This is a genomic window from Pseudomonas sp. c313 (assembly GCF_055407145.1).
Window position 1 is genome coordinate 41,207 of record NZ_JBUZRD010000011.1, and the last position, 25,457, is coordinate 66,663.

General features: G+C 59.6%; 19 protein-coding genes and 1 pseudogene. 10 read left to right on the forward strand and 10 right to left on the reverse strand.

Annotated elements, in window-relative coordinates; genetic code table 11:
- Positions 1 to 32: 32 nt before the first annotated feature.
- From ACZRKZ_RS23105 to ACZRKZ_RS23115, 3 genes and pseudogenes are all read right to left on the reverse strand, one after another.
- Positions 33 to 896 (reverse strand): methyl-accepting chemotaxis protein, encoded by an 864-nt coding sequence (locus ACZRKZ_RS23105; protein ID WP_463970201.1) that lies wholly within the window; start codon positions 894 to 896, stop codon positions 33 to 35.
- A pseudogene (locus ACZRKZ_RS23110) lies at positions 888 to 1,952 on the reverse strand (methyl-accepting chemotaxis protein); the annotation flags it as partial. The gene ACZRKZ_RS23105 and the pseudogene ACZRKZ_RS23110, both read right to left, overlap by 9 nt.
- Positions 1,953 to 2,323: 371 nt before the next feature.
- Positions 2,324 to 3,772: an ArnT family glycosyltransferase gene (locus ACZRKZ_RS23115; protein ID WP_463982854.1), complete on the reverse strand. Its 1,449-nt coding sequence runs from the start codon at positions 3,770 to 3,772 to the stop codon at positions 2,324 to 2,326.
- Positions 3,773 to 4,177: 405 nt separating this feature from the next.
- On the opposite strand from ACZRKZ_RS23115, the gene pdxR reads away from it, so the two are divergent.
- From pdxR to ACZRKZ_RS23130, 3 genes are all read left to right on the forward strand, one after another.
- Positions 4,178 to 5,650: a MocR-like pyridoxine biosynthesis transcription factor PdxR gene (gene pdxR / locus ACZRKZ_RS23120; RefSeq protein ID WP_463982897.1), complete on the forward strand. Its 1,473-nt coding sequence runs from the start codon at positions 4,178 to 4,180 to the stop codon at positions 5,648 to 5,650.
- Between the two features lie 160 nt (positions 5,651 to 5,810).
- Complete coding sequence (locus ACZRKZ_RS23125) at positions 5,811 to 7,007, forward strand: benzoate/H(+) symporter BenE family transporter (protein ID WP_463982855.1); 1,197 nt, start codon at positions 5,811 to 5,813, stop codon at positions 7,005 to 7,007.
- A gap of 177 nt (positions 7,008 to 7,184) precedes the next feature.
- On the forward strand, positions 7,185 to 8,438 hold the full coding sequence (locus ACZRKZ_RS23130; protein WP_463982856.1) for a ferredoxin reductase family protein: 1,254 nt from the start codon (positions 7,185 to 7,187) through the stop codon (positions 8,436 to 8,438).
- 114 nt (positions 8,439 to 8,552) lie between these two features.
- Here ACZRKZ_RS23130 and ACZRKZ_RS23135 read toward each other — a convergent pair whose 3' ends face one another.
- Both ACZRKZ_RS23135 and ACZRKZ_RS23140 read right to left on the reverse strand, forming a co-directional pair.
- Entirely contained in the window at positions 8,553 to 9,902 is a 1,350-nt protein-coding gene (locus tag ACZRKZ_RS23135) for a sensor histidine kinase (RefSeq protein ID WP_463982857.1), read from the reverse strand.
- Positions 9,899 to 10,558, reverse strand: coding sequence for a response regulator transcription factor (locus ACZRKZ_RS23140; protein WP_463982858.1), 660 nt, complete (start codon positions 10,556 to 10,558; stop codon positions 9,899 to 9,901). Before ACZRKZ_RS23140 ends, ACZRKZ_RS23135 begins: the two co-directional genes overlap by 4 nt.
- A gap of 132 nt (positions 10,559 to 10,690) precedes the next feature.
- Here ACZRKZ_RS23140 and ACZRKZ_RS23145 point away from each other — a divergent pair, with 132 nt between their 5' ends.
- From ACZRKZ_RS23145 to ACZRKZ_RS23175, 7 genes are all read left to right on the forward strand, one after another.
- Positions 10,691 to 11,014: a PepSY domain-containing protein gene (locus tag ACZRKZ_RS23145; RefSeq protein WP_463970148.1), complete on the forward strand. Its 324-nt coding sequence runs from the start codon at positions 10,691 to 10,693 to the stop codon at positions 11,012 to 11,014.
- A gap of 97 nt (positions 11,015 to 11,111) precedes the next feature.
- On the forward strand, positions 11,112 to 11,582 hold the full coding sequence (locus tag ACZRKZ_RS23150) for a DUF2271 domain-containing protein (RefSeq protein WP_463970149.1): 471 nt from the start codon (positions 11,112 to 11,114) through the stop codon (positions 11,580 to 11,582).
- A 25-nt stretch (positions 11,583 to 11,607) separates the two neighbouring features.
- Positions 11,608 to 13,788, forward strand: a complete 2,181-nt coding sequence (locus ACZRKZ_RS23155) for a PepSY domain-containing protein (protein WP_463982859.1) — start codon at positions 11,608 to 11,610, stop codon at positions 13,786 to 13,788.
- Complete coding sequence (locus tag ACZRKZ_RS23160) at positions 13,778 to 14,743, forward strand: FAD:protein FMN transferase (RefSeq protein WP_463982898.1); 966 nt, start codon at positions 13,778 to 13,780, stop codon at positions 14,741 to 14,743. The genes ACZRKZ_RS23155 and ACZRKZ_RS23160 overlap by 11 nt, the downstream gene beginning before the upstream one ends.
- Before the next feature lie 69 nt (positions 14,744 to 14,812).
- Positions 14,813 to 15,514 (forward strand): VIT1/CCC1 transporter family protein, encoded by a 702-nt coding sequence (locus ACZRKZ_RS23165; protein ID WP_463982860.1) that lies wholly within the window; start codon positions 14,813 to 14,815, stop codon positions 15,512 to 15,514.
- A 357-nt stretch (positions 15,515 to 15,871) separates the two neighbouring features.
- On the forward strand, positions 15,872 to 17,143 hold the full coding sequence (locus tag ACZRKZ_RS23170; RefSeq protein WP_463970152.1) for a Rid family detoxifying hydrolase: 1,272 nt from the start codon (positions 15,872 to 15,874) through the stop codon (positions 17,141 to 17,143).
- 781 nt (positions 17,144 to 17,924) lie between these two features.
- Entirely contained in the window at positions 17,925 to 19,319 is a 1,395-nt protein-coding gene (locus ACZRKZ_RS23175; RefSeq protein ID WP_463982861.1) for an aminotransferase-like domain-containing protein, read from the forward strand.
- Between the two features lie 11 nt (positions 19,320 to 19,330).
- Here ACZRKZ_RS23175 and panB read toward each other — a convergent pair whose 3' ends face one another.
- The 5 genes from panB to ACZRKZ_RS23200 are packed head-to-tail and all read right to left on the reverse strand — an operon-like array spanning position 19,331 to position 25,421.
- On the reverse strand, positions 19,331 to 20,149 hold the full coding sequence (panB, locus tag ACZRKZ_RS23180) for a 3-methyl-2-oxobutanoate hydroxymethyltransferase (RefSeq protein ID WP_463982862.1): 819 nt from the start codon (positions 20,147 to 20,149) through the stop codon (positions 19,331 to 19,333).
- Positions 20,150 to 20,192: 43 nt separating this feature from the next.
- Positions 20,193 to 21,446, reverse strand: coding sequence for an ATP-grasp domain-containing protein (locus ACZRKZ_RS23185; RefSeq protein ID WP_463982863.1), 1,254 nt, complete (start codon positions 21,444 to 21,446; stop codon positions 20,193 to 20,195).
- Positions 21,427 to 22,686, reverse strand: a complete 1,260-nt coding sequence (locus ACZRKZ_RS23190; RefSeq protein ID WP_463982864.1) for a methylaspartate mutase — start codon at positions 22,684 to 22,686, stop codon at positions 21,427 to 21,429. Before ACZRKZ_RS23190 ends, ACZRKZ_RS23185 begins: the two co-directional genes overlap by 20 nt.
- Before the next feature lie 3 nt (positions 22,687 to 22,689).
- Positions 22,690 to 24,186, reverse strand: coding sequence for a hypothetical protein (locus tag ACZRKZ_RS23195; protein WP_463982865.1), 1,497 nt, complete (start codon positions 24,184 to 24,186; stop codon positions 22,690 to 22,692).
- Entirely contained in the window at positions 24,183 to 25,421 is a 1,239-nt protein-coding gene (locus ACZRKZ_RS23200) for an ATP-grasp domain-containing protein (protein WP_463982866.1), read from the reverse strand. Before ACZRKZ_RS23200 ends, ACZRKZ_RS23195 begins: the two co-directional genes overlap by 4 nt.
- Positions 25,422 to 25,457: the final 36 nt, after the last annotated feature.

Consider the following 25,457-nt stretch of genomic DNA (forward strand, 5'->3'; position numbering starts at 1 on the left):
AGGGGGCAAGCCCCTCGCCAGAGTTGAGCGTGCTACACCCGAAAGTGACTAACCATCTGCTGCAACTGCCCGCCCAATCGCGCCAGTTCCACGCTGGACTTGGCCGTCTCATCACTGGCCGCTGCGGTCTGTTCCGACACATCACGCACGTTGACGATGCTGCGGCTGATCTCTTCAGCCACAGCGGTTTGCTGTTCGGCAGCGGCGGCGATCTGCTGGTTCATCGACTGGATATTCGACACCGTCCGGGTGATGTTTTCCAGTGACACACCGGCCTTGCGGGTCAGCTCGACGCTGCTGTCGGTAAGGTTGCGGCTGTTGTTCATCACAGTGGCCACTTGCTGGGTGCCGTTCTGCAAACCGGCTACCAGGCCTTCGATTTCTTCGGTGGATTTTTGCGTGCGCTGGGCCAGGCCACGTACTTCGTCGGCGACCACGGCAAAACCGCGACCGGCTTCACCGGCACGGGCAGCTTCGATGGCTGCGTTGAGGGCCAGCAGGTTGGTCTGTTCGGCCACGGCCTTGATCACGTCCATCACGCTGCCGATTTTGTTGCTCTCTTGTTGCAGGTGCGCCATGGCGTCGGTGGAGCGAGCCACTTCGGCAGCCAGGCGTTCGATCTGGGTGATGGCCTCGGCTACCACTTTGTCGCCTTCGCGCGCCTGGCTGTCGGCATCCGAGGCAGCCTGGGAAGCTTGTTCGGCATTGCGCGCGACTTCCTGCACGGTGGCAGTCATCTCGTGCATGGCGGTGGCTACTTGATCGGTCTCGATCTTCTGGCTGTTGACCCCGGCGCTGGTCTGTTCGGTCACGGCCGACAGCTCTTCGGCGGCGCTGGCGATCTGGGTCACGCCGTCGCGGATACCCGTGATCAATTCGCGCAAAGTGGTGCCCATGCGCTGGATGCCTTGTTGCAGCACGCCCAGCTCATCGCTGCGAGTGACTGCAATGTTATGGCTCAGGTCGCCGGAGGCGATGCGCTCTACCACGGCCAGGGTCTCGCGCAGTGGGCGGGTGATCTGGCGGGTGATGATCAGCGCGGCGATGATGCCAACGAGCAGTGCCAATAGGGTGCTGATCAGTTGCAGGCTGCGAGCCTGGGCGCTTTCCATGTCGCGGCGCTCCAGCTGGATGTCGTACAGCGCGTCGCTGCGGGCGAGAATGCCTGCACCCTGGACTGTCATCTCCTGGCGGGCGAGGACGATATTGGCGTTGGCAGCCTTGTAGGTTTGCATCGCGCTGCGGTAGGCGCCGAGGGCTGTTTCCAGTGCGGCGAGCTCGGCTTTCTGGCTGGTGCCGAATACTGCGCTCAGCCCTTTCGAACCGTTGATTGCAGCCTCAATTTGCGCAGCGGCGCGGGCTTCGGTGTCTGGGTTGGTGTCGCCGGTGTAGCCGCGCACTTCATAGCGGGCCACTTGAAACTGTTCCTTGGCGTGGTTGACGGCATCGAACTCGGCGAAGCGTTCAGGGCTTTCCGGCATCTGGCGCACGTTGCGGTCCAGGGCGGTAATTAGCACGCCCGCAGCGTCGGCCCGGTCGCCCATGGTTTGGCGAGCAGCGTTACCGGTGCGGTAGGCCTCGCGCATTTTGTTCAGGGATTGCTGGTAGGCCGTGATGATGCTCTTCTGCTCGTTGAGCAGCTTGAGGTTTTCCGGGCTCTTGAAACTGCTCAGCAGTTTTTGCTGCTGGGCGACAAAGTCGTCGAGGCTGTTCTGCACGTTTTGCGCCACGGTTTCGTCGCCGTTGGCCAGCATGTATTGCAGGCGAACGATGCGCAGTTTGGTCAGCGAAGCATTGAGCTGGTTGATGTCGCTCATCCAGTTGCTACGGTCAATCAGGCCACTGAGGCTGGTCCAGCCGGTGAGGGCCAGGATCGAGGTGAGCACCAGTACCAAGCCGAAGCCCAGTCCCAGTTTCAGGTTGACGCTGATGTTACCGAACCACTGGTTCATCGAATTCCTCCTGGAACAGATTACGTGTATGACAGTTGCTGGGAGTTCGCCCAGCCCATAGTTAGTCAGGAGGTATCGGCAGCCAGGGCGAGAGCTGAAACGGTTTTTTCAAGAAGGCATGATGTGGTGATGGGCGGCCATTAAATGCAAGCGCCCCGAGAGGGCGCTTGAGGGGCGGTCAGAGGTCGGCTGCGGCGCTCGCAGGAAGAATCGTCAGGATCAATCGCGACGCAAAATCCCGGCTCAGACGTACCCTGTTGTGGGCGCCGGGCTACGCAAGGCGACGTACCGTTCGACCTATGCCCGCGATCGGGATAACTATCGGGTCTATCTGACTTACGATTTGGCGTTGTGGTAGGCGTTCCCTCTGATCACTGCTCGACAAAGTAGTAACGCTGCCGGTTCACCGCCATCTCCTTGACTACCGTCACCGGCGCCGTCAGTTGATCGGTGCGGTCCAGCATCGCCACGTTGCCCGGCTTTGCGGCGAGGAACGTTCGCAGCTCAGGCTCCGACTGCACAATTGTCAGATACGCCTGGGTATAGAACACCGTGGCTCCGGCGATTCGTTCGTTCGGTTGATACAACACCACCTGTTTGCCCTCGGCTTGCAGCGCCTGGATCTGGCTGACCAGCGGCACGAACGATTGGCGCACATCGGCCTTGGGCGCAAACCAGAACGCGGCGACCAGGTAGCTGGCAATCACCAGGGCAAAGAAGCTGCTGATCAGGCCGCGCCGATGGTCATAAAAGTGCTCGGCGAAATTCGATGTGCGTGCGCGGTGTTTCAACCAGTCCAACAGTACGCCAGCGTACTCCGCTGCCAGCACGGCGGCGGCCGGCGTCAGTGACATCAGGTACACCGTACGCTTGCTCGATGCTAGGGTCAGCAGGGTGAATTGCGCCACCAGCCACACGCTGAAGAACAGTCGATAACGATTGCGTGCCAGGCTTTTGCGAAAGTGCCACAGCCCCAGGTACACCAGGATGTTCCACGGCAGAAACGCCTCGGGCAATTTGACGAGGTAATAGTAGAAGGGCTCGTAATGCCCGGCTTCGACAAACGAGCCACTGAAGCGTCCGACGCTGTTGGTCCACAGCACCGCACCGACCGCCTGCATCCCGTCGCGTTGAAACAGAAAGCCCAACCAGATCAGCAACGGTACCAACGCTAATAATGTGAACAACCCTGGCCGCAGCCAGTCGCCGATCCGTAGGCGCTTGTCCAACAGGCTGGTGCAGGCCAGGTAGACGAAGATCACGATGCCCGGCATCGCGAGGCCCAGTACGCCTTTGCTCAAGGTGGCGATCACCATTCCCAGGGTAAACAGGCCCCACATGGCGGATGATTGCTTCGCCTCGGGGCGGGTCGCCTGGTAAAACGCCAGCAGCGCCATGGTCACGCCCAGGCTGAGCAATGCGTCTTCACCGACACCGCGTACGTTGCTCCAGTAACTGGCCATGGTTGCCAGCATCAGGGCCGCGACGAACGCCAGGGTCTTTGGCCTCCCGAACTTGCGCAGCATGCCGTACAGCAGCATCACACTGAACAACCCGGCAAACGCCGAGGCCAGCCGCACCGCCCAGGTACTGGCGCCAAACAGGCGAATCGCACCCGCGTCGAGCCACAGGCTCAAGGGCGGTTTTTCCAGGAAGGGCTCACCAAACAGTCGCGGCACTACCCAGTCGTTATCCAGGTGCATGGCCATGGCGATCCCGGCCACCCGGGCCTCTGTCGAGCCTTGCAGCTCGTGATTGCCAAGGGCAAAAAAGAACAACAGACAGCCAAGCAGAAGCAACAGAGGAGCAGGACGCGTCATGGATTCTGGCTACCGGGGCAGGGGAGCGTTCGGGGGAACGTTCCAGGCAATCGGCGAGTATACGAGGGCAATTCTTAACGAATTGTGAATGAGTGAGGAGTTTTTATAAGGCTAGCCCTGGCGTAGCAACGGCCAATGGCTCAAGCATTTCCCTTGGAATGTACTGGCCCCAGGTAAATCGTGCGTTTATCTTCAGCAAAACGCCGGGTCGCCATCATATCCCAGAGAACCGGCACAGGATTGGCCTGCCAGGTTGAGCTGAAGTGGTCGGTTTTGAACCGTGTGAAATACCTACCATTGCGCCGTCCCGAAACGCACTGCCGATCTTGCTCATGGACATATAGGCATCGCCGAACAAAGATGGATGGTTTGAGCACGTCGCCTTCTTCTTCCCTGGCAAAGTACATGACCCACAACTTCGAGCTGGATACGCTCAAGATCCGCCTTGCGGATTCAAAACTGGCTTCACTGGATTTGCGCGTACGCGTGCAGCGGGTACTGCGCCAATTGATTCTTGAGGGCGTGCTTGCGCCTGGTTGCCGTTTGCCCGCCACCCGCACGCTCTCACGGTCATTGGGCATGTCCCGGGACACGGTGGAGATTGCCTACGTCCAGTTGCAACTGGACGGATACCTCTGCCGGCGTGAAGGCTCGGGCAGCTTCGTTTCCGAGAAAATCGGGCCGAGCCTGCGTGGCGTGCGCAGGCGTAAATCCACGCCGGTGAGTGTGTGCGCAGCGCTCAGCACAAGGGGCGCGGACATCCTCGCCAGTGGCGGCGTTTGCGACCAGCAAGTGGTCAAGGCTTTCGCGACAGGGCTGCCGGAAACGCGCACCTTCCCGGTCGATATCTGGGAGCGCTTGCAGCGCCAGACCTTGAAGGACTGCCGATCGAGCGTGTTGTTGCACGGCGACCCACAAGGCGCCGAACCACTGCGCCAGGCCATTGCCGACTATCTGAACCTGGAGCGCGGCGCCCGCGTGACGCCGGACCAGGTGCTGGTATTGTCCAGTACCCGCCAGGCACTGTTCTTGTGCGCCCAGGTTCTGGTGGACGCCGGTCAGCCAATCCTGATGGAAGATCCTGGCTACTTCGGTGCGCGCAAGGCCTTCGAAATGGCTCAGCTCAAGATTGTGCCGATCCCGGTGGACGACAAAGGCTTGTGCATGGATCAACTGCGCGCAGACAAGAGCGGTGCCAATACCGTCTATGTCACGCCTTCACACCAGTATCCCACCGGCGCCACCCTCGCCCTGGAGCGACGCCTTGAGCTGACCGCCTGGGCCGAGCAGCGCCAAGGCTGGATTATCGAAGACGACTACGACAGCCAGTTCCACTATGAAGGTTTGCCGACCGCCTGCGTGCAAGGGCTGGACGCGTACCAGAGAACGATTTACCTGGGCACATTCAGCAAGTCCCTGTACCCCGGTTTGCGGATGGGGTACATGGTGCTACCCGTTGAGCTGGTCAAACCCATGACTTACGCCCGCAGCATTCTGGATGGCCACACCCCGCAGATCGCGCAACTGACGTTGGCGCGCTTTATGGAGGGCGGTCACTTCGCCAGCCACATTCGCGCAATGCGCAAAATCTATGGGGCTCGCCGTGACGCGATGGGGCAAGCCGTACAGCGTCATCTGCGTGAAATCGTCACGGCCCGCTTGCCTCCGGGTGGATTGCAGATGCCTTGTGTACTGGCCGAAGGCTGGTCGGAGATTGAGACGATCAGGCAGGCCGCACGGGTGGGCATCCAGTTGCCGAGCCTGAGCCGCCTCTATGCCCAGCCGCCTGCCCAGGGAGGATGGTTATTGGGGTTCGCGGCGCTCACCCCGAATGAAATCGAGACGGCTATCCAGCAGTTGGCCAAGGCAATCCGTTAGTCATTCGACGGGGGCCAATCCTGATAATGCGGTCTGGCTGGATAAGGGGAAGTGGACTGAGAGGGCGGTCCGGCTGGCTGTTAGGCTTTGAGCCCTGACTGCCAGGGGAGTGAAGCCATTTCTCCTGCACGCCTCAACCCCATCAGCAAGGAACGCCCCCATGAGCCGATCAGCCACCGGACTGCGCCCCACCGATATCATCGCCCCCAGCATTAGCGCGCTGATTTCAGTGATCGTCAATTACGCTGGAACCTTTGTCCTGGTTTTCCAGGCCGCGCAACTGGCGCAACTCAGCGCGGCGCAAACCGCGTCCTGGGTCTGGTCGGTGAGCATCGGCGTTGGCGTGACTGGGGCCTGGTTGAGTTACCGCTACCGCGAGCCGATCATCACGGCCTGGTCGACACCCGGCGTCGCCTTTCTGGCAACCGTCATGCCGTTTACCCCCTACGGTGAAGTGATCGGCGCTTACGTCATGTGCGCCATCGGTTTTATCGTGTTGGGCATGTGCGGTGCGTTCGAACGCCTGGTGCGGCTGATCCCCGGCGGCATCGCTGCTGGTTTGCTCGCCGGCATCCTGCTGCAATTTGGTGTGGCGGCATTTGGTGGCGCCAGCGTCGACCCGTTGCTGGTGATCGTGCTGTTGGCGTCTTACGCCGTGCTGCGTCGCTTCACCTCGCGATTTGCTATGGTCGGGATTCTGCTGATCGGCCTGGTAATGCTGATCGGTCAGGAGCGGATCGACTTGCAGAGCATTCATCTGCAACTGGCTGCGCCGGTCTTTGAAATGCCGCAGTTCTCCATTGCTGCGCTGCTGGGCGTGGCGCTGCCACTATTCGTGATCACCCTGACCGGGCAATACATTCCCGGCATGCTGGTGCTGCGCAATGACGGCTTCAAGACCAGTGCCAATCCGATTATCACCGTCACCGGCCTGGGCTCGCTGATCATGGCGCCGTTCGGTGCGCACGCCTTCAACGTCGCGGCCATCACAGCAGCCATCTGCACAGGCAAGGACGCCCATGAGGACCCATCCAAGCGCTACATTGCCGGGCTGGTGTGCGGTCTGCTCTACGTTACCGTCGGCATCTTCGGGGTCACGCTTGCGACCTTATTCATGGTCTTGCCGCGGGCCTTTATCACCACGCTGGCGGGCCTCGCCTTGCTGGGGGCCATTGGTACCAGCCTGGCCAATGCGATGGCCGATACACGAACCCGTGAGACAGCGTTGATCACGTTCCTGGCAACGGCAGCCAATGTGACCTTGCTGGGCGTGGGCGGCGCGTTCTGGGGGCTGGCGGCGGGCCTGGCGGTTCATGTGTTGATCCATGGTGGGCGCCGGTCGGTGATTGCGGCGTAGCTCGGACGCTTATAGTAAGTCATCCGCATATCGTGGTTCAGACGATACTCTGGGCTGATGATGACCGAGGTCATATTCCCCTTTCAGCAACCTGCTAAGGTCTAAAGCCCCTGAAACTTCCACGGAAGGCTAGATTTCAGTCCCCATGACAACGGATTGATGATCGGAGCATTCACGTTGAAAAGCTGGCACTGTATCGTTGGTATATTGCTAATCACCACCCTTACTTTGTTGATTGAGGTCCCTGTTGATACCTGGCTGACCTCGGCGACCCTGAGCCTGGTCCTCGGTACTACAGCGTTGGTTTATATGGCCGTGTCCTGCCTGTTGGCCAGTCGCTGGCGTGTGGTTGAGAGCCTGTTTGGCGGCCTGGACCGGGTCTATGATTCGCATAAGTGGCTGGGAATTTGGGCTCTGGTATTCGCCACGTATCACTTTGTGTTCAAGGCCAACCTGGACGTGTGGAACAGCGTACCTATTCTGGAGCTTCCCAAGTACTGGACGCGACTGGTACGCCAATTGAGCTACGTCACCTTGGGCCTGATTGTACTGCTCGCTTTAAACCGTAAGATCCCTTACCGCCTTTGGCGCTGGTGGCACAAATTATCCGGCCCGCTGTTTCTGATCGTAATTTTGCATTGGCTGAGCTTCAAGTCACCCATCACCCTGGCCAGTCCTTCAGGCATTTGGTTGATGCTGTTCTGTGGGCTGGGTGTGGTGGCAGCACTCTATAAACTGATGCTCTATCCATTTCTCGCCCGTGCAGGGGAATACCGAGTTACGGCAGTTTCCAGCGACAAAGGCGCGCTACATTTGACACTGGCAACCGTGCATAAAGGGTTTTCCTTCAAGGCCGGGCAGTTCGCTTTTCTGGCGATGAAGCAAAAGGGGCTGCGTGAGCCGCACCCGTTCACCATTGCCAGCGCCTATGAGGCAAATGGGCAAATTGAGTTCGTGATCAGGGCCCTGGGGGATTACACCCAAAAGCTGCGCGAGCAGGTCAAAATTGGCATGCTCGCGGATATCTACGCCCCTTATGGACGCTTTAAGCGCCAGCCCCAGGCCGAACGAGAAGTCTGGATTGGCGCAGGTGTGGGTATTTCACCTTTTATTTCCTGGTTGCAAGACCCGGGCGGCCAAGACTTCGACAAAGCCACCTTGGTCTATTGCTTCAACCCCTCACGGGCCTTCCCGCCCGCCGAACAGTTGCAAGCCATGGCCGAGGTACGTGGAGTGCAGTTCGTAGGCAATGTCGGTGGCGTCGATCAGTTGGCCGAAACCCTGCGTCAGGCAGTAGCCCAGACCGAACCCCACAAGGTTCAGGTCAGTTTCTGTGGTCCCAAGGGGTTACTGGCTCAGGTTCGTGAACTGATGCGTGCCCTCCGGATTCCGGAAGCCAACCTGCACATCGAACTCTTCGAGTTCCGTTGAGCCGGCGGGCTGCCGTTTACTGAGTCGACCCTGGTTTTGTCACCCGATATGAGGGACTCATTTTGTTGACTTCATTGAGTCGCTCTGAGGAAAGTGCGCTTATAGATAGCTTTATCAATCAGCCTTTTCGATGGTCGACGCGAGCGGTAACCAGATGCAAACTTCAAATCCGTTCTGTCGACCTGCTGCAGGCGAAGCCAATACCATTCTCGCGTTGACTCCCTGCACAATGGTTTTGACAATCGCTAACCCCAACCCTGAACCGCTGGCTTCGCTGTTGCCCCGTACAAAACGCTCGGTCAAGCGCTGCAACATCGGCTCAGGCACCGCCGGGCCACTGTTGACCACCTTCAGCAACGCCTGGTCGGTGAGGCTGACCACAATCGGTTGATCCGCTGCGCCGTACTTCAGCGCATTCTCGATCAGGTTGCGTAACAGGATGCCGAAGGCGTCTGGGTCAATGGCCGAGTACACGCTGACCTGGGCTGGCAATTGCAACTCGATCCGATACCCGCGGCTGTGGTTCCACTCATCGACTACATGGGCCAGCAACGGTATCAGGTCCTGGGGCGATTCGGACAATAGCCCGCCACCCTCGGCTTTGGCCAGTTGCATAAGTCTTTCCGAGAGCCGCGCCAGCTCCCGTAACGAGTTTTCAATCTTCATCGCACGCACTCGCAACGGGCCTTCGGGCGCTTCCTGGCACAGCCGTTGAGTCTGCGCTAGCGTCGCGGCCAGTGGCGTGCGTAGTTCGTGGGCACTATTGGCGGTAAAGCTGCGCTCGGCCTCCAAGGCTTTGCGCAAACGCTCCAGCAGATGGTTGACCGCATCGGCCAATGGATCGATTTCTGCAGGCAGGCGCTCCACTTTAATTGGCGACAGATCACCCACACCGCGAGCCTCCACAGCACGACGATAGGCCAACACGCTGCGCAGACTGATGCGCACAAACAACCAAGTGCCCAACAGGCTGATGGGAATCAGCGCCAATAACGGCAACAACAAGGCAAACAAGGCTTCCCGCGCAGCTTCACGGCGATGGTCAAGGGGTTCGGCGATCTCAATGAACACCGTTTCCCGCAGCGCGCTGGCGCCATACAGACGGTATTTTTTAGTGGTGGAAAAACCTTCAGCCGGTTGCTTGTTGAAAATCTTCGGGTTGGCGTCGTGGGACTGCATCAGGATCTCACCCTTGGCATTGCGCACCAGGTACGTCAGGTATTCCTTGTGCATTTTCAGGGTGGCCACGTGCTGTGCCTCACGGGGTTCTTCCCGGTTGCTGATTTCCAGCACGGCCAGGGGCAGGATGCGTTGCGCGGTCTCTTCCAGTGCGCTGTCGAACGCCTCGTTCAACTCATGTTGCACCACCAGCCAGGCGCCAACGGTCGCCCCCAGCCAGAGCAAGGTCATGCCCAGGGTTAACCCCAGGCCAAGACGCTTTTGCAGGCTTGAAGACGACTTCATGCGGACATCAACCGGTAACCCATCCCGCGCACGGTTTCAATCAGCTCGCGCCCCAGTTTTTTACGTAGGCGACTGATGTAGACCTCAATGGTGTTGCTCTCGATTTCGGCGCCAAAGGCGTACAAGCGTTCTTCGAGCTGCGATTTGGACAGCAGCGCACTGGGGCGCTGGACAAACGCTTCGAACAGCGCCCACTCGCGGGACGTCAGGTCCACGGTCGCACCGCAGCGATGTACCGTACGGGCACTCATATCGACCTGCAAATCGCCGAGTTTGATCTGCGGATTGGGGTTGCCGCTGTAACGTCGGGCCACTGCGGCCACACGAGCCGAGAGCTCGAACAGGTCGAACGGTTTGACCAGGTAGTCGTCGGCCCCGGCGTTGAGGCCGGCGATACGATCGGAAATCTGATCCTGGGCGGTCAGGATAATCACCGGGGTGACGTCCCCCGCTGAGCGCTGCTGACGCAAAAAGTCCAGGCCGCGACCGTCCGGTAACATCAGGTCAAGCAGGATCAAGTCGTAAGGCGTGGTGCGCACGCTGTTGCGCGCATGGTCCAGGCGCTGCACCCAGTCCACGGCATGGCCGTCATCGGCGATCTGCTCGCGCACTGCCTCCCCCAGTCCAGGTGCATCCTCGACCAATAAAACTCGCATCTGGCACCTCCTGTGATGGTTGTCGTGCAACACCTTAATTGCCTTACCTGACGTGAATCTGAAGATTCAGTTGGTTGTCAGGAATGCACCTTAGGGTATGCCTCAGATGCCACCCCCCGCAGGAGACAGATCATGAAAACAGGCTTTATTGCCAGTACCGCGCTGTTGAGCTTGTTGCTCAGCGGTTATGCCCTGGCCGATGACGACTGCAGCGACCCGGTCAGCGACTGGCAACCGCGCGAAACCTTGCGTCAGCAGGTGGAGCAGCAATACGGCTGGAGCGTGCAGCGCATCAAGGTCGACGACGGTTGCTACAAGCTCAAGGGTGCTGACCGCAAGGGCAACGCTATCGAAGCTCGCTACGCGCCGGCCTCTCTGCGTCTGCGCACGTTGCAGATCAATTTTCGCGACGATGGCGACGCCGGGGATTATCTCGTCAGCCGTCCCCCTGAGTGATCGCCCCCGCCCGAGAACTGATTTTTTCCAGGCCTTTCAGGTTGCTGTCAGCCAGCAGGTCCAGGCTCTCGCCACAACACTCAAACAGGACACTCCCATGAAAAAAATCATCGCTGCAACCTGCCTCGTCGGTGCCATTGTCCTGCCGGGCCTGGCCCAGGCCCGTGAAGTGACGCTGACCACCCAGCTCAAGGACTACAGCGCAAACGATGCGTATCTGGCGATCTACGTCACCGACGCCAATGGCCAATACCAGAAAACCCTGTGGGTGGCCGGCAAGAAGGCCAAGTACTACCGGCACTTGACCGACTGGGCTCGTGGGAGCGGGATGAAGCCGAGCGAATTTGACGGGGTCAGCGGGGCCAGTGTCGGCAGCGGGCGCACCCTCAAAGTCAGCGTTGAACTGGCAGACACCTTGATCGATGCCGGGTATCAGATCCGCATCGACAGCGCCGTCGAGGACAAGCGTGATGCCCGCGCCGATGTCAGCGTACCTCTGACTTCCAAGGGCGCAGGCAAACCGGTGACCGGCAGTACCTACGTCGAGTCCTTTACTTACGATCTGTAGCACCTGCCATTTCTGGAGGCTGAACATGCTTCGCCAGTTTCATTCACTGCCCGGCCTGATCGCTGCCCTGTTGGTCATGCTGTTGGCCATCAGCGGTGCGGTGTTGTCCGTTGATCCGGCCCTGGAACGCCTGCACAGCACGTCCACCGCTGTCGGGCATCTCAACGTTGGCCAGTTGGCCGGGCGTGTTGCCAGCCACTTCCCGGGCGTGGAGCAAATCCAGCGCACAGCGTCCGGCACGGTCATCGTCTACTACAACCAGAACGGTCAGGCCGGGGCCGAAAAGGTTGACCCACTGACCGGCCAGGGCCTCGCGCCCTACGAGCCCTCGGCCTTCTCATGCTGGATGAAAGACCTGCATCGCTCGCTGTTTCTGGGCACACCGGGCCACGGGGTGTCGGGCGCCGGGGCGCTGTTCATGTTGATGCTGTCGGTGTCCGGCGCGCTGTTGCTGGCCCGGCGCCTGGGCGGCTGGAGAAATCTGCTCCGGCCACTGCAGGGCACCTTCAACCAGCGCTGGCACGCGCAAGTCGGGCGCCTGGCAGTGCTCGGGCTGCTGCTGTCGGCATTGAGCGGGCTCTATATGTCGGCCACTACCTTCGGCTTGATCTCCGACGGCAGTCAGAGTGAACCGGCCTACCCCGCCCACGTCAGCGCCGGCTCGGCTTTGCCAGTGGCGAACCTGCAAGCCTTGCAGGCCACCGACCTGAACGACCTGCGCGAACTGGTTTACCCAAGCCCAGGTAATCCGCAGGACGTGTTTTCCCTGCGCACGGCTCAAGGCGATGGCTACGTGGACCCGGCCAGCGGTGCTTTGCTGTCCTATCAAACCCACGACTCGATGCACAACGTTTACGAATGGATCTACCGGTTGCACACCGGTGAAGGTCTTTGGTGGCTGGGTCTACCGCTCGGGCTCTGCGCCCTCTGTGTACCGTTGATGAGCGTGACCGGCATTCTGCTGTGGTGGCGCCGCCGCAAGGCCGGCCCGAACATCCGCCACAACAGCCCCGCCCAATCCGCCGACAGCGTGATTCTGGTGGGCAGTGAAAACAACAGCACCTGGGGCTTTGCCAAAACCTTGCATGAAGCCTTGCACCTGGCCGGACACCGGGTGCATAGCGCGGCGATGAATCAATACGCCAACGACTACGGCAACGCTCAACGCGTGTTCATCCTTACCGCGACCCACGGCGACGGCGACGCACCGGCCTCGGCCTCGCAGTTCCTGGCACGACTGACAAAAGTCGGCCTCAAACCCGGCCTGCCATTTGCCGTGCTGGGTTTGGGTGACCGGCAGTTTGCGCAGTTCTGTCAGTACGCCCATCAGGTGCAAGACGCCATGTTACAGGCCGGTGGTTCGTCGTTGCTGGGGCTGGAAACCGTCAACCGTCAGTCCTCTCAGGAGTTTGCTCGCTGGGGCCATGCGTTGGGCGAAGTACTGGGGCATGACCTGCTACTGGTCCATGCCCCGCAGCGGCCGCACACCCATCAATTGGAGCTGACGGAGCGCATCGTCTACGGCGAACAGGTGAATGCGCCGACCCACGTACTACGCTTCAAGGCACCCGACGAGATGCCGGGCTTTCTGGCCGGTGACCTGGTTGGGATTTTTCCTCCGGATAGCCCGGTCCCGCGTTTTTACTCGCTGGCCAGCAGCTCAGAAGACGATGTGCTGGAGATCTGCGTACGTAAACACGAAGGTGGCGTGTGCTCGGAATTTCTTCATGGCCTGAACATCGGCGCGTCGATCGAAGCCTTTATCCAGCCCAACCCGCAATTTCGTCCGGCGTCGGGCGCGCACCCGGTGATTCTGATCGGCGCCGGTACCGGCATTGGTCCCCTGGCCGGTTTTATCCGCAACAACAAGGCCCGACATCCCATGCACTTGTATTGGGGCGGGCGCAACCCGGCCTCGGATTTTCTCTACGAACCGGAGCTTAACCGTTACCTGGCAGACCGGCGCCTGACCGTATTGCGCGCAGCTTTTTCCCAGGTGCAGGACCGCAGTTACGTGCAAGACCGGCTGATCAGCGATGCCCTGGCCTTGCGCCGGCTAATTGAAAAAGGCGCCCAAGTGTTGGTGTGTGGCAGTCGCGAGATGGCCAAAGGCGTGATGCAAGCCCTGGATGAAGTACTGGCGCCGCTCAACCTGAGCGTGCTGATCCTCAAGGCACAAGGACGCTACCGTGAAGATGTCTACTGATGTGCAACGCTACAGCCTCAACGGCGAGACCATGGGCACCCGTTACACCGCGTTGTTCTATGCCAGTGTCGGGATCGATACCGACGAGATCGGCCTTAGCCTGGCACGTGCCGTGGGCCGGGTGGACCAGCAAATGTCCACCTGGAAACCCGACTCCGACCTCAACCGCCTCAACACGGCGCCCGAGCAGCAATGGCTGTCTGTGCCCAAGGAGCTGACCACGGTGCTGTCCGCCGCGCTGCGGGTCAGTCAGCAATCGAGCGGTGCCTTCGACATCGCCGTCGGTGATCTGGTGGACGCCTGGGGGTTTGGTCCCGGCGAACAATCAGTCACGGAGCCGGCGCTCGGTACGATGCCATCGCGAACCAGGCTGTCCGCCAGCGCAGCGCTGGTGGTTGACCCGCAACGCAATCAAGTGCGTAAACGTGCGCCGCTCAACCTTGACTTGAATGGCATCGCCAAGGGGTTTGGCGTCGATGAACTGGCCCGCTGCCTGGAGGGCTTTGGCATCGCCTGCTACCTGGTTGGCATCGACGGCGAGATGCGCGCCCGTGGCGTCAAACCTGATGCTCAGCCCTGGGTCGTGGCCATTGAAAAACCCTGTCGGGGCGTGCGGGAAGTCATGGGTGTGATGGAACTCAGTGATGCCGCCATCGCCACGTCCGGGGACTACCGACACTGGGTCGATGTGAGGGGGCAGTCCTATGCCCACACCATGAACCCGGCCACCAGCGCACCGTTGTGCAACCTGCTCGCGGCCGTCACCGTGGTGGCGGCCTCGTGCATGCTCGCCGATGCTTGGGCCACGGCGCTGATGGTGCTGGGCGAAATCGAAGGCCCACGCCTGGCGCAGGCGCGCGAGATGGACGCGTTGTTCGTACTGCGCGACGGTAAACAGTTCAAGGAAATATCCATTGTCGGTGGCCAGTTGCAGGCGCAGATTGAAACGCGCTGAGTCCCCTTGCCGAGCGAGCGTTTTTACAAACGGTCTTATCCGCACAATGACAGTGAGTCACGTTAAACCATGAAATTCATGCATAGACATACCGAGTCTCACCGCAGTGATCGTATCGGCTGGCTTCGCGCCGCCGTCCTGGGGGCCAACGACGGAATCGTCTCCACCGCCAGTCTGTTGATTGGCGTCGCTGCCGCCAACGCCACTCACTCAACCCTGCTGGTCACCGGGATGGCGGGGCTGGTGGCGGGAGCCATGTCCATGGCTGCGGGCGAATACGTCTCCGTGCATTCTCAGGCGGATACCGAACGGGCGGACCTGTCCCGGGAACGGGCCGAACTGGCGAGCGACCCAAAGGCCGAACACACCGAACTGGCCAATATCTACAGGCATCGCGGTGTATCACCCGAACTGGCGCATCAGGTTGCCGACCAATTGATGGCCCATGACGCCCTCGGCTCCCACGCCCGGGACGAACTGGGTATCAGCGAAGCGCTCACCGCCAAACCGCTACAGGCCGCTCTCGCCTCGGCCGCCAGTTTTGTGGTTGGCGCAGCCTTGCCGTTGGCGGTGATTTTCATCGCGCCACCGCAGAGTGTTGTGCCGTGGATTTGTGGTATGTCGCTGGTGTTTCTCGGGGGGCTGGGGGCCATCGCCGCCAAGGCCGGGGGCGCCAGGGTCATGATCGGCGCCTGGCGCGTGACGCTTTGGGGCGCCCTTGCCATGGGCATTACAGCGTTGGTGGGGGCGTTGTTCGGAGCGGTGGTTTAGTTCGCGCCGGAAACCACGATCAAGTGCTGGCGCAACAACGCGGTCAGCCGATCAGCCAGCGACACCGACTGAACCGGGAGCGCATGGCTGCGCTAGCCAGGTTGTTCATTTCCTATCCGCACGAGCTACATATATATCCTTATCCCATAACTAGCCTCGGCGCTAGAACTCAATGCAGTAGCCGGGTGCGGTAATTGCGCACGTCCGGATCTATACGGGTAACGGAAGACATAACTAGTCAGAGACTTGATCCTTGTCATATTTGTGAGCGTATTCAGGTTTATATTGTCCGTGTTTGCCAAGCAACCCAATTTGCCACGCAATCCACGAAGTCCCAGAAAAAAGCGGAGTATTATTATGAGTGGCTACAACGCAGTATTGGCAAGAAATACGAAAAATGCTGCAAGAAGTATAGGTCCATATTCACAAACTGTAGCGTTCTCTCATTATAACAACCTGTCAGCTCAATTGCCGATCGACCCAAAATCTGGGAAATTGGTAGCTGGTGGTGTAAAAGAGCAGGCGGGGCAATGCTTTGAAAATATCAAGGCAATTCTAGAAAGTATCGACCATGTTATGGATGATATTGTTAAAGTCAGCATATTTCTTAAGAATATTTCAGATGTTGACGCTGTAAATAAAGTTTATGCAACATTTTTTTCTGGCTATGTTCCTGTACTGACGACCGTCGCAGTTGCCGCCCTACCTATGGATGCCTTGGTGCAAGTTGAAGCACTTGTGTCGAACGGCGAGGGTACAATTCCAAACGCGCCACAGGCAGGCGATCTAGTAAAGACTACAAAAAATACGGAAAACGCACCAGTAAGCTCTCTGTCTACGCAAACTGTAGCGTTCTCTCATTATAATAACCTTTCAGCCCAATTACCTATCGACCCAAAATCTGGGAAATTGGTAGCAGGTGGTGTGAAAGAGCAGGTCGGTCAGTGCCTGAAGAATGTCAAGGCAATTTTAGAAAGTATCGACGTTCCTTTTGATGACATTGTTAAAGTAAATATTTACCTTAAAGATCTCTCGGATATTGAAGCTGTAAACGAAGTTTACACAACATTTTTCCCAGACTCAGCTATCGCTAGGACCGTAGCCTATGTTCCTGCACGGACGGCAATTGCAGTTTCAGCTTTGCCTATGGATGCTTTGGTACAAATCGAAGTAGTTGTGTCACACGGGGATGGCACACCACCGCAAATTGTTGAAGATAGACATGGCCTCGTCATCAGGGCAAACAATACAGAAGACGCACCAAAAAGCGCTCTATCTACACAAACGGTAGCTTTTTCTCATTACAACCACCTCTCAGCTCAATTGCCTGTAGACCCAAAAACGGGTGAAGTGGTTGGCGGTGGTGTAAAAGAGCAGGCTGGGCAGTGCTTGAAAAACATCAAGGCAATTGTGGAAAGTATCAACCACGTTATGGGTGATGTGGTTAAGATAAATATCTTCCTCAAAAATATCGAAGATATTGATGCTGTAGATGAGGTTTACACAACATTCTTCCCAGGCGGTATTCCTGCACGAAGGACAGTGGGTGTATCAGCTTTGCTTCAAGATGCTTTGATCCAAATCGAAGCAGTTTTGTCACACGCTGAAGGCACGCCTCCAAACGCATAACAGACATTTATTTGTCAGCGCAGAAACCGCCATGGGTACTTATTAGTGCCGGCGGTTAATGCGAGATCGCATGTGAAATTATAAAAAGGAAACTGGAAATAGTGTCCAGCTTCCTTTTTTAATAGTGCGAATATTGTACTAAATGGCACATCTAAAACTAAATTCCCCCCCCCGTTTTTCTAGGCGCTGGAACTGTCCATTGCAGGTCGGAAGCAGTCCTCTGCGATCGTCCGTTTCTGGCCGAAAGGGGTCCGTTCTCTAACAACATCATCCTACCCCGCACTCACCCCCCCCCCACACAATTGGCATCGACCTCTGAAAGCGAGCACTATCGAATCTTCCTGACGACCGACGCCGGGCAGGACGCTGACGACGCGGTTGATGCTGACACCCCGATCGTTCCGTCCCTGCAAAAACTGGCGGATGAAGGCATCGGTCCGCAGTAACGGCTTCACCCCCCGCATCGAGTCGATGATCGGTGCGTGCTTTGCTGACAGAGCGGGTCAACCCTGAAAAATCTGTAAATTTTTGCCGGTACTGCTGAAGATGCCATCCGTGTCAGGCTTTCGGCAGTCGTCCACGGGGAAAACAGTGCCAACCATCACCTGGCACCTTGTGTGGCTATCGAAATCGTTCACCGCTGATTACGCTTTTTGACCGACAGGCATCCGTTCGAGCCTGAGCGTCGGCATGGACGGCCGAGTGCAAGCGTTTACCTCGTGGTCATGACCTCGATGGGCAGGCGCAGTACCTAACGCACCAGGATTTAAAGCGATTGAGCATGAACCCAAGTAAAGATTCAACATTTGCCTATCAGGCCGTTTACCGCTATCTCGTCGAACTGATCGAAGCCGCGAGCCCTGAGGGAGAGCAGAAACTGCCTTCGCTGCGCCAATTGGCGCAGCGTTTGAACGTGTCGGTGTCCACGACTAAATACGCCTATTCATTGCTGGAAGACCAGGGACGGATCTACGCCAGGCCCAAGCTCGGCTACTACATCAAGGCGATGCCCACCGCGCTGCTCAACGAAGACTCGCCCAACCTGCTCGACAACGTCTTCGCCAATGCCCGGCAACCCGGCATGCTGGCGCTCAGCAGCGATGCCCCGGCGATGCTGCTGTCGCTGGAGAACCCGTTGCTGATGACAGAGCGAGAGCTGATGCGACAATATCCGCGCTCCCATGCACCGCTCTACCAGCCGTTTGGCGAAACCGAATTGCGCAGTGTCCTGGCGGATCGCTACACCCGTTCGACGACGTGCTACTGGCGCGCCGAACACGTGTACATCGGCTCCGATCTGCGTAGCGTGCTGGAAATATCCCTTGAAGCCCTGAACCTCATGGGCACCGTGGCGCTGGTCGAGTCCCCGTGCTCCTGGGCCATTTTGCGGCAACTGCACGCGGCCAAAATCCGCGTGATCGAAATGCCGTTGGGCGACGATGGGCGCTTCGACTTGCATCAAGTCCAGGAGCTGTTGCAGCGAGAGCCGATCAGCCTCGCGGTGTTGTCGTCCACCGTGAGCATTCCTCACGGCAGCCTGATGCCGGCTGAAGACAAGCAATTGATCTGTCGCTGGTTGGCGGAGCGCCGGATCTGGCTGTTCGAGAATGACAGCTATGGAGAATTCAGTTTCGAGCCCAATGCCACGCGTTACCGCGACTTTGCCGACCCGCAGCGTTTGCTGGTGTTTTCGACGTTCGACAAGATCATCGGCTCGGAAGCTCCATACGGCTATGTGCTCAGTCGGTTCCAGGGACCTGAGCTGCACCGCTTGTTTCTGGAGCGCGCCTTTCGCTTGTCGCCGATTCGGCAAAAAGCGATTGCCAAGTTATTCGCCACGCGCCGGATCGACCAGCACACTCAGATGCTGCGCAGCATGCTGGTCGATCGCATGCAGCGTATGAAAGACATGCTGTACGAACACACCGAAGGCCAGTTGCGGGTTGTGGCCCCCCGGGGTGGCGCAGCGTTCTGGATCGAGGCCACGCACCCGGTGAATATGCGCCGGGTGTTCGAGCGCCTGTTGGCCAAACGCATCGTCATCGCTCCCGGCGAAATATTCAGTCAGCAGGGTGCGTGGCAGCACCACTTGCGCCTGAGCTACACCATCGACTGGAGCAAGGACATCGTCCATGCGCTGAAGATGCTGACCCAGGCCATTCAAGATGAGAGCTGAATGTCAGGCGTTCAGTTGACGCCATAGCAATGCTTGGGCTCGGGGAAGGTGCCGTCGCGCACCTGCGCGGCAAATTCTTCGCAGGCCTGGCTGATCAGTGCGCCGATATCGACATATTGTTTGACGAAGCGTGGCACATGGTCACCCCCGAGCCCCAGCATGTCTTCGGTCACCAGCACTTGGCCGTCACAGGCCGGTGAGGCACCGATGCCGATGGTCGGTACCGGCGAAAAGTCGGTCACCCGGCGCGCCACCCCTTCGGCGACGCCTTCCAGCAACAAACTGAAAGCGCCGGCCTGCAGGTGTGCGCGAGCATCAGTCTCGATGGCCAGGGCCGCAGCTTCGCTCATGCCTTGGGCCTTGAAACCACCCATGGCGTGAACGTATTGCGGCATCAGGCCGATATGCGCCATCACCGGTATGCCGCGCTTGACCAGGAACTCGACTGTGTCGGCGAGGACCGCGCCGCCCTCCAGTTTGATGGCGTCGCATCCGGTGCGCGCCAGCACCTGCGCGCAGTTGCGGTACGCCTGCTGTGGCGACTCCTGATAACTGCCGAACGGCATGTCGGCGATCACACAGGCCAGTCGTGTACTGCTGACCACGGCGCGGGTATGAGCGATGGTTTCGTCCAGGCTCATGTCGAGGGTAGAGGTACGGCCGTAGCCGACCATGGCGGTCGAATCACCGACCAGGATGAAGTCGACGAAAGGGTCCATCAACTTGGCGATAGAGCTGGTATACGCGGTCAGGGAGACAATTTTCCGTTGTCCCTTCATAGCGACCAATTGGGGAACGGTCAGTCGTTTGGTTCGGGTATGCAGGCTCATGGCTCTCTTCCTTGTTGAGCCCCGATGTCGGGGCTGTTTGTGGTTACAACCAATCTTTCTCCCATCCACGCCAGGCGTTGTAATCGGCGTTGATGCGTTCGATCAACGGGTGCAGCAGAAACACCGCACCCGGTGAACTGTTCAGGTCAACGGTGGGGGCAATCCTTGCCCCTTCACCGAAACGGAACCTGGCGTTATGAAAACTCGATAAAGCTTCCAGGCGATGGCGAACATGGCTCTGGGCGAACAGCCCGGGCTTGTGCGCGATAAGGTTCAGACCCCGGGCGTGTTGCAGCAGACGATAACGTTTGGGCCACTGGGCCAGGCGTGAAGGCTCCAGATAGCTGAGGCAGGTCAGCGCCACCTGATCGTTGCCGGTAGCCGCTTGCAGGGCGGGCGGGCAAGCCAGCCCCGACAGACGTGCGCCGGTTTCCAGCAGACGCGGGCCGTCGGCGGTCAGGATCAGCTCGGTATGCGCCGGGCCATGGACAATGCCCAGCGCGTCGAGCACCCCTTCCACATACTCGATCAGTTGCGGCAGCTCCCGGGCCTCTGCCGGCAGCAGGTCCTCGCGGTCATAGATTTTCCGGCCGTCGCAGGTAACGGTCTTGGAGCACTTCCAGACGTCGGTGATCCAGTGCTCGCCCTGATGGCTGACGCTGTTGATCACATATTCGGCGCCTGTCAGGTATTCCTGTAACAGCACCGCTTTGTTGCTGAGCATCATCAGGTTGGTCGCGCCGAGGATCGACTCGATGGCGGTCTGTAGCTGAAGCGCATCGTGGCAGATGAACACATTGTCCGAGCCGGCACTGTCCAGCGGTTTGGCGACCACGCTGGCGCCGCCCCGGGCCTTGAACCAGGCCAACGCCCGGGCCATCGAGTGAGTGCGCAACTGCGCGGCCACCGGCAAACCGGCGTCAGCCACACGTTCGGCCATCAACGACTTGTCGCGACGGGCGGCCGAGGTCGCCGGATCGTTGCCGGGCAAACCCAGCCTCGCGGCCAGCAAATCCGCCAGTTCGACGCCAAACTCACTGCCGGTCAGCACGGCCGCCGGATGCTGCGCGGCGAGTTTGAGCAGCAAGGGTTCGAGGCCTTCCTCGGCGAGGCTGTAGTCCTCGGCAAACAGGCTTTTCGGGCAACTGGCGGCGAAGGCCGCGGGCATGTCCCCTCGCGAACGCACATGCAGCAAGCGGCGCTGCCCGGTGAGCGACTGGGCCAGCAGGGCACCGGTGGAGTAAGCGTCGACCAGAATCAACGGCGCGTCGCTGGAATCAATGCAAGGGTTGGTCATAACGGTTCACCGTGTGATGCAACATCTGAAACAGTTCGGAGGAGCTGATACCGGGGCCATCCACCGACCAGCCGCTGGCGCGTGGCAAGGGCAGGCCGCCGATATTGCCCCAGCGAAGTGCGCCCTTGTCATCGATACGGGTGGTGGCGCGGCCGGGGTTGTCCGGGTGCAGGCAGTAGGGAATGTCCAGCAAGCCACGGGCGAACGCCTGAATCAGTGCCACGCCGATGTCGGCATGTAGGTTCAGCACGGTTTCCACTAGGCGCTGGGCTTCGAAAACGGTTTCCTGGTAGTACCCGGCGCTGGCCGGGTCGATGGGCGTAAGGTCTCCCGCGGCTACTTCGGCGGTCATGCGCAAGGCATCGAGGTTGTCATCGACCGATGGAATTTGCCGTGACTCGGCGATGGTCTTGACGATCAGACGCTCGCAACCGGCGGCCCGGGTCAGGTGCGCGCTGTCGCAAATTAGCCAGCGGGCGCCATGCGCCGTGGTCGGGAACACCCCCATGTAGGAATACACCACGACGTGCCAGTGATCGCCGTCTAGGTAATCGGCGGCGAGTTCGCGCAACGCTTGCAAGGCGCCGAAATCCTGGGCCATCGAGGTGCCTTGGGCATAGCTCAGTGACACCCCGCGCACACCGTGCTGACGGAAGAACAGCGCCTCGAGCAAAGTCATGGCGATCAGCATCGACGGCGGGCACAGCTGACCCAGCAGGCAACCGCCGAAACTCTCAATGTGCGGATGCGCGGTGGCGCCGGCCAATAACCGGCAGCTCTGCGCCCAGGCGCTGACGGCTTCGGCCAGCGGCAAGCGGCTGTAGGGCATGCAATACGACACCGGCCCGCCTTCCGTGGCATCCAGGCCCAGGGCCGCCAGACGCTGGAACACGTTCTGCGGTTTGGCGGTGCCGTGGCGGATCTGGATTGGAAACTGCGCCCCATAGAGCCCATCGAGCATGCTGCGCACGGCCTCGATCGGGTGGCTGATGATTGGGAAACCGTTCATCGGGCTCGAACTGTTGAGGCATTGCAGGGCGCTCTGGTAATCGCCGACGCGGGTGTAGCTGTCCAGCGTGATGGTGCCGATGGCCGCACAGGGCAGGGCGGCCACGCGCTCGAGCCCGGCGCGCATCTGTTTCAGTGCGCCAAAGCCCATGCGCGGTTGCACCACCAGCTCGTCCCGGGCGCGGGCACGCTCGATGAATTGTTGAAAATGACCCCCGTTGAACACTGTCATGCCTCAGCGTCCCGAGACCAGTTCAACCACGGTTTTCCCGGTGGCCGGGTCATAGCGGCTGATGCGACCCTTGTGCGGGTCGCCAGCGCGGACGCGGGCAATCAGTGTGGCGTCGCTGTCGAAATCAATCCGTTGATGGTCATACAAATTGCGCAATGCCGGCAGCGGCAGGCCGCTGATCCGGGTCAGCCACTGGCTCAAAATCGGGTCGTTACGTTGGCCCGAGAGCACTTGATGCAGGCCATCGAGATCGACCAAACGTTGCGGATGGCACAATCCGATAAAGCCTGACAGCTCGCGGCCACGGTCGACGAACGGTGCGAACTGCATGCAGACCAATTGCGTCTCATCGAGCCCGAACGCCTGCTCGGCGAAGCGCGTGGCGAGATTGCGGCGTGCTTGCATGCCTTGAGCATCGGCATAGGCAGCCATTGCCAGATCGATCAGGCGCTGAGGCATTTCTTTCTTGCGCATCAAGCCCTGCGCCAGCTCCAGGTATTCGGCAATACCCTGGTTATAGGTCCGGCCCTGGACGTACTCGGCCTTGAGACCGCGAAAGTGCGCCATCAGCATCGGGTTGGCACAGTCCGACTCGGTGAAGCTGAACGCCAGTTCCTCGAAGCGGAAGTCGAGGAACTCGGTAATCAGCTCCCAGTGATCCTCGACCTTGTAGCTGACCAGGTCATAGATGCTGATAAACGCCGGATCGGCATTGTCATCGCCGCAGGCCACGCGTCGTTCGTCTCGCTGGTGGTCGAAGCCTTCGCCAAACAGTTCGATGAAATACGTCTGGGCCACGCCGTCCAGCGCTTGCAGCAAGCCACGGAAACCCTGACGACGGCATTCGTCGACGTTCAGGCCCAGCCGCTGCGCCAGGCGCATGATCCAGGTGAAATAGTGCTTTTGTTCCTTGCGCGAGTCGCCGGTGACGACCGCGTTGACGCCACCTTGCCACCAGGCGGCCCGGCCGTAGAAGTCCGCTACCGCCAGGTTGCAACTGTTGCAAAAGGTCGGCCGGCCGTCTCCAGCGGTGCGATGGCCATTCATCAATACGTCGAAGCGGTTCATCGCTTGAACATCGTCCGGGAACGGCAAATGCCGCTCGAAAGGACGGATCTGGCGGTGGTCGACTACCAGCATTTCTACGCGAGGGTCGTCGAACAGGTGCAGGGCGCGGTAGACCCGATCGATGTTCGCCATAACCGCATCCGGCACGCCGGCATGGCGCATGTTGGCGATGCGCAACTGGAACGTGCGGCCATGCAGGACCGACAGGTGCAACTGCGTCGCACGCAACATGGCCACGGTGTAGGAGCTGTCTTTGCCGCCGCCGTAGGCGACCATCAACTTGTAACCGGTCAGCCCGTCGAGGCCGCCGGCAGCGTCTATCAGGCGCTCGCCCAGGGTGGCGACGGCGCGACGTTCGTCGGCACAGAAATAATGATTGAGCTGACCCAGCAATGGCTCATCGTTCAAAGCCTGGGACGTGGTGAAGTTCATAGCGGTTCGGCCTGGAATTGGAAGGTCTGAGTGGCGTGGTGGATGTCGTTTTCAGTGGCGACTTCGCTACCTCCGACAAAAATGAAGCGTCCGCTGTGCAGCGCGTCATAGCTGCCACCGGCTTCGAGGACTTGCCCCGGTTCGGGCAACAGTTCGCGCCACAGATTGGGCAGCACTGCGCGCAACGATTCGGCCTGCACGACCTTGCACGGCAAACGCGCCGGTTTGGGAATCACCAGCCAGCCGCCGCTCGGGTCGTGGCTGATGGCCGGTACTGGCACCTGGTCGCCGGCCAGGCGGCGCAGCCAGTGTTCGTACAGATTGACGCCAAACACCTTGTTGATCAGGTGCGGCACTTCGCTGCCGCCGACGCGCGCGCCGATTTCGAGGAATACCAGCGAGTCGTCGGGCTCGACGAAAATTTCCAGGTGGAACGCCGTGCAGCGCAGGTTCAACGCCCGCAGGCATTGCTCGCTAAAGGCTTCGATGCGGGTGCGCAGCGCCGACGCCTGGACGATTACCGAGCCCAGCGGTTGGGCCTGGGCGAAATCCAGGCAGCTGTTGATGTAACGCGAGACCACTTGAAACGGCACGCTGCCATCGACGTCGGCGAAACCATCAATATGGTAGGTCTGGCCGTGCATGAAGCCTTCGATTTCATAACGCGACAGGTCGATGTCACTCAGCAGGTTGCGCAGCGCTGATTCGTTTTCAACCTTTTCCACCCCCATGCTGGCGGCGCCGTCCACCGGTTTGACGATGACCGGGTAACCGATTTCGCGGGCAAAGTGCACGGCCTGTTCCACCGACTGGCAACGCGCAAATGGCGGTACGGGCAGGCCTTGGGCCTGGAGGATTTCCTTCATGCGCGCCTTGTCGCGGTACACCGCCACTTCGTCTGGACCGTGGCCCGGGATGTTCAGGGTCTGACGGACCTGGGCGGCGATTTCCAGGGTGAACTCCGACAGTGCGATCAACTGGTCCACCGGGCCCACCCGGTCGATGACTTCCTGCACCGCGCCCAGCAGTTGCTCGTATTGATTGACGTCGCCAACCTGCACTTGATGGGCAATGTGCTGCACCGGGGCGAGCACGCCCTCGGCGCCGGGTCCGTCGACCACGTAGCTGATCCGGTGCTGCTGATGGTCGAAGAAATCTTCGTAGCGGGTCAGTTCGTTGTCCCAGCGGCGTTCGTCACGAAAGCGCGGCCAGCGATTGACGATAACGATATGCATCGTAGTAATCCTTTGAATGAGCGAAGACAGCCGTGG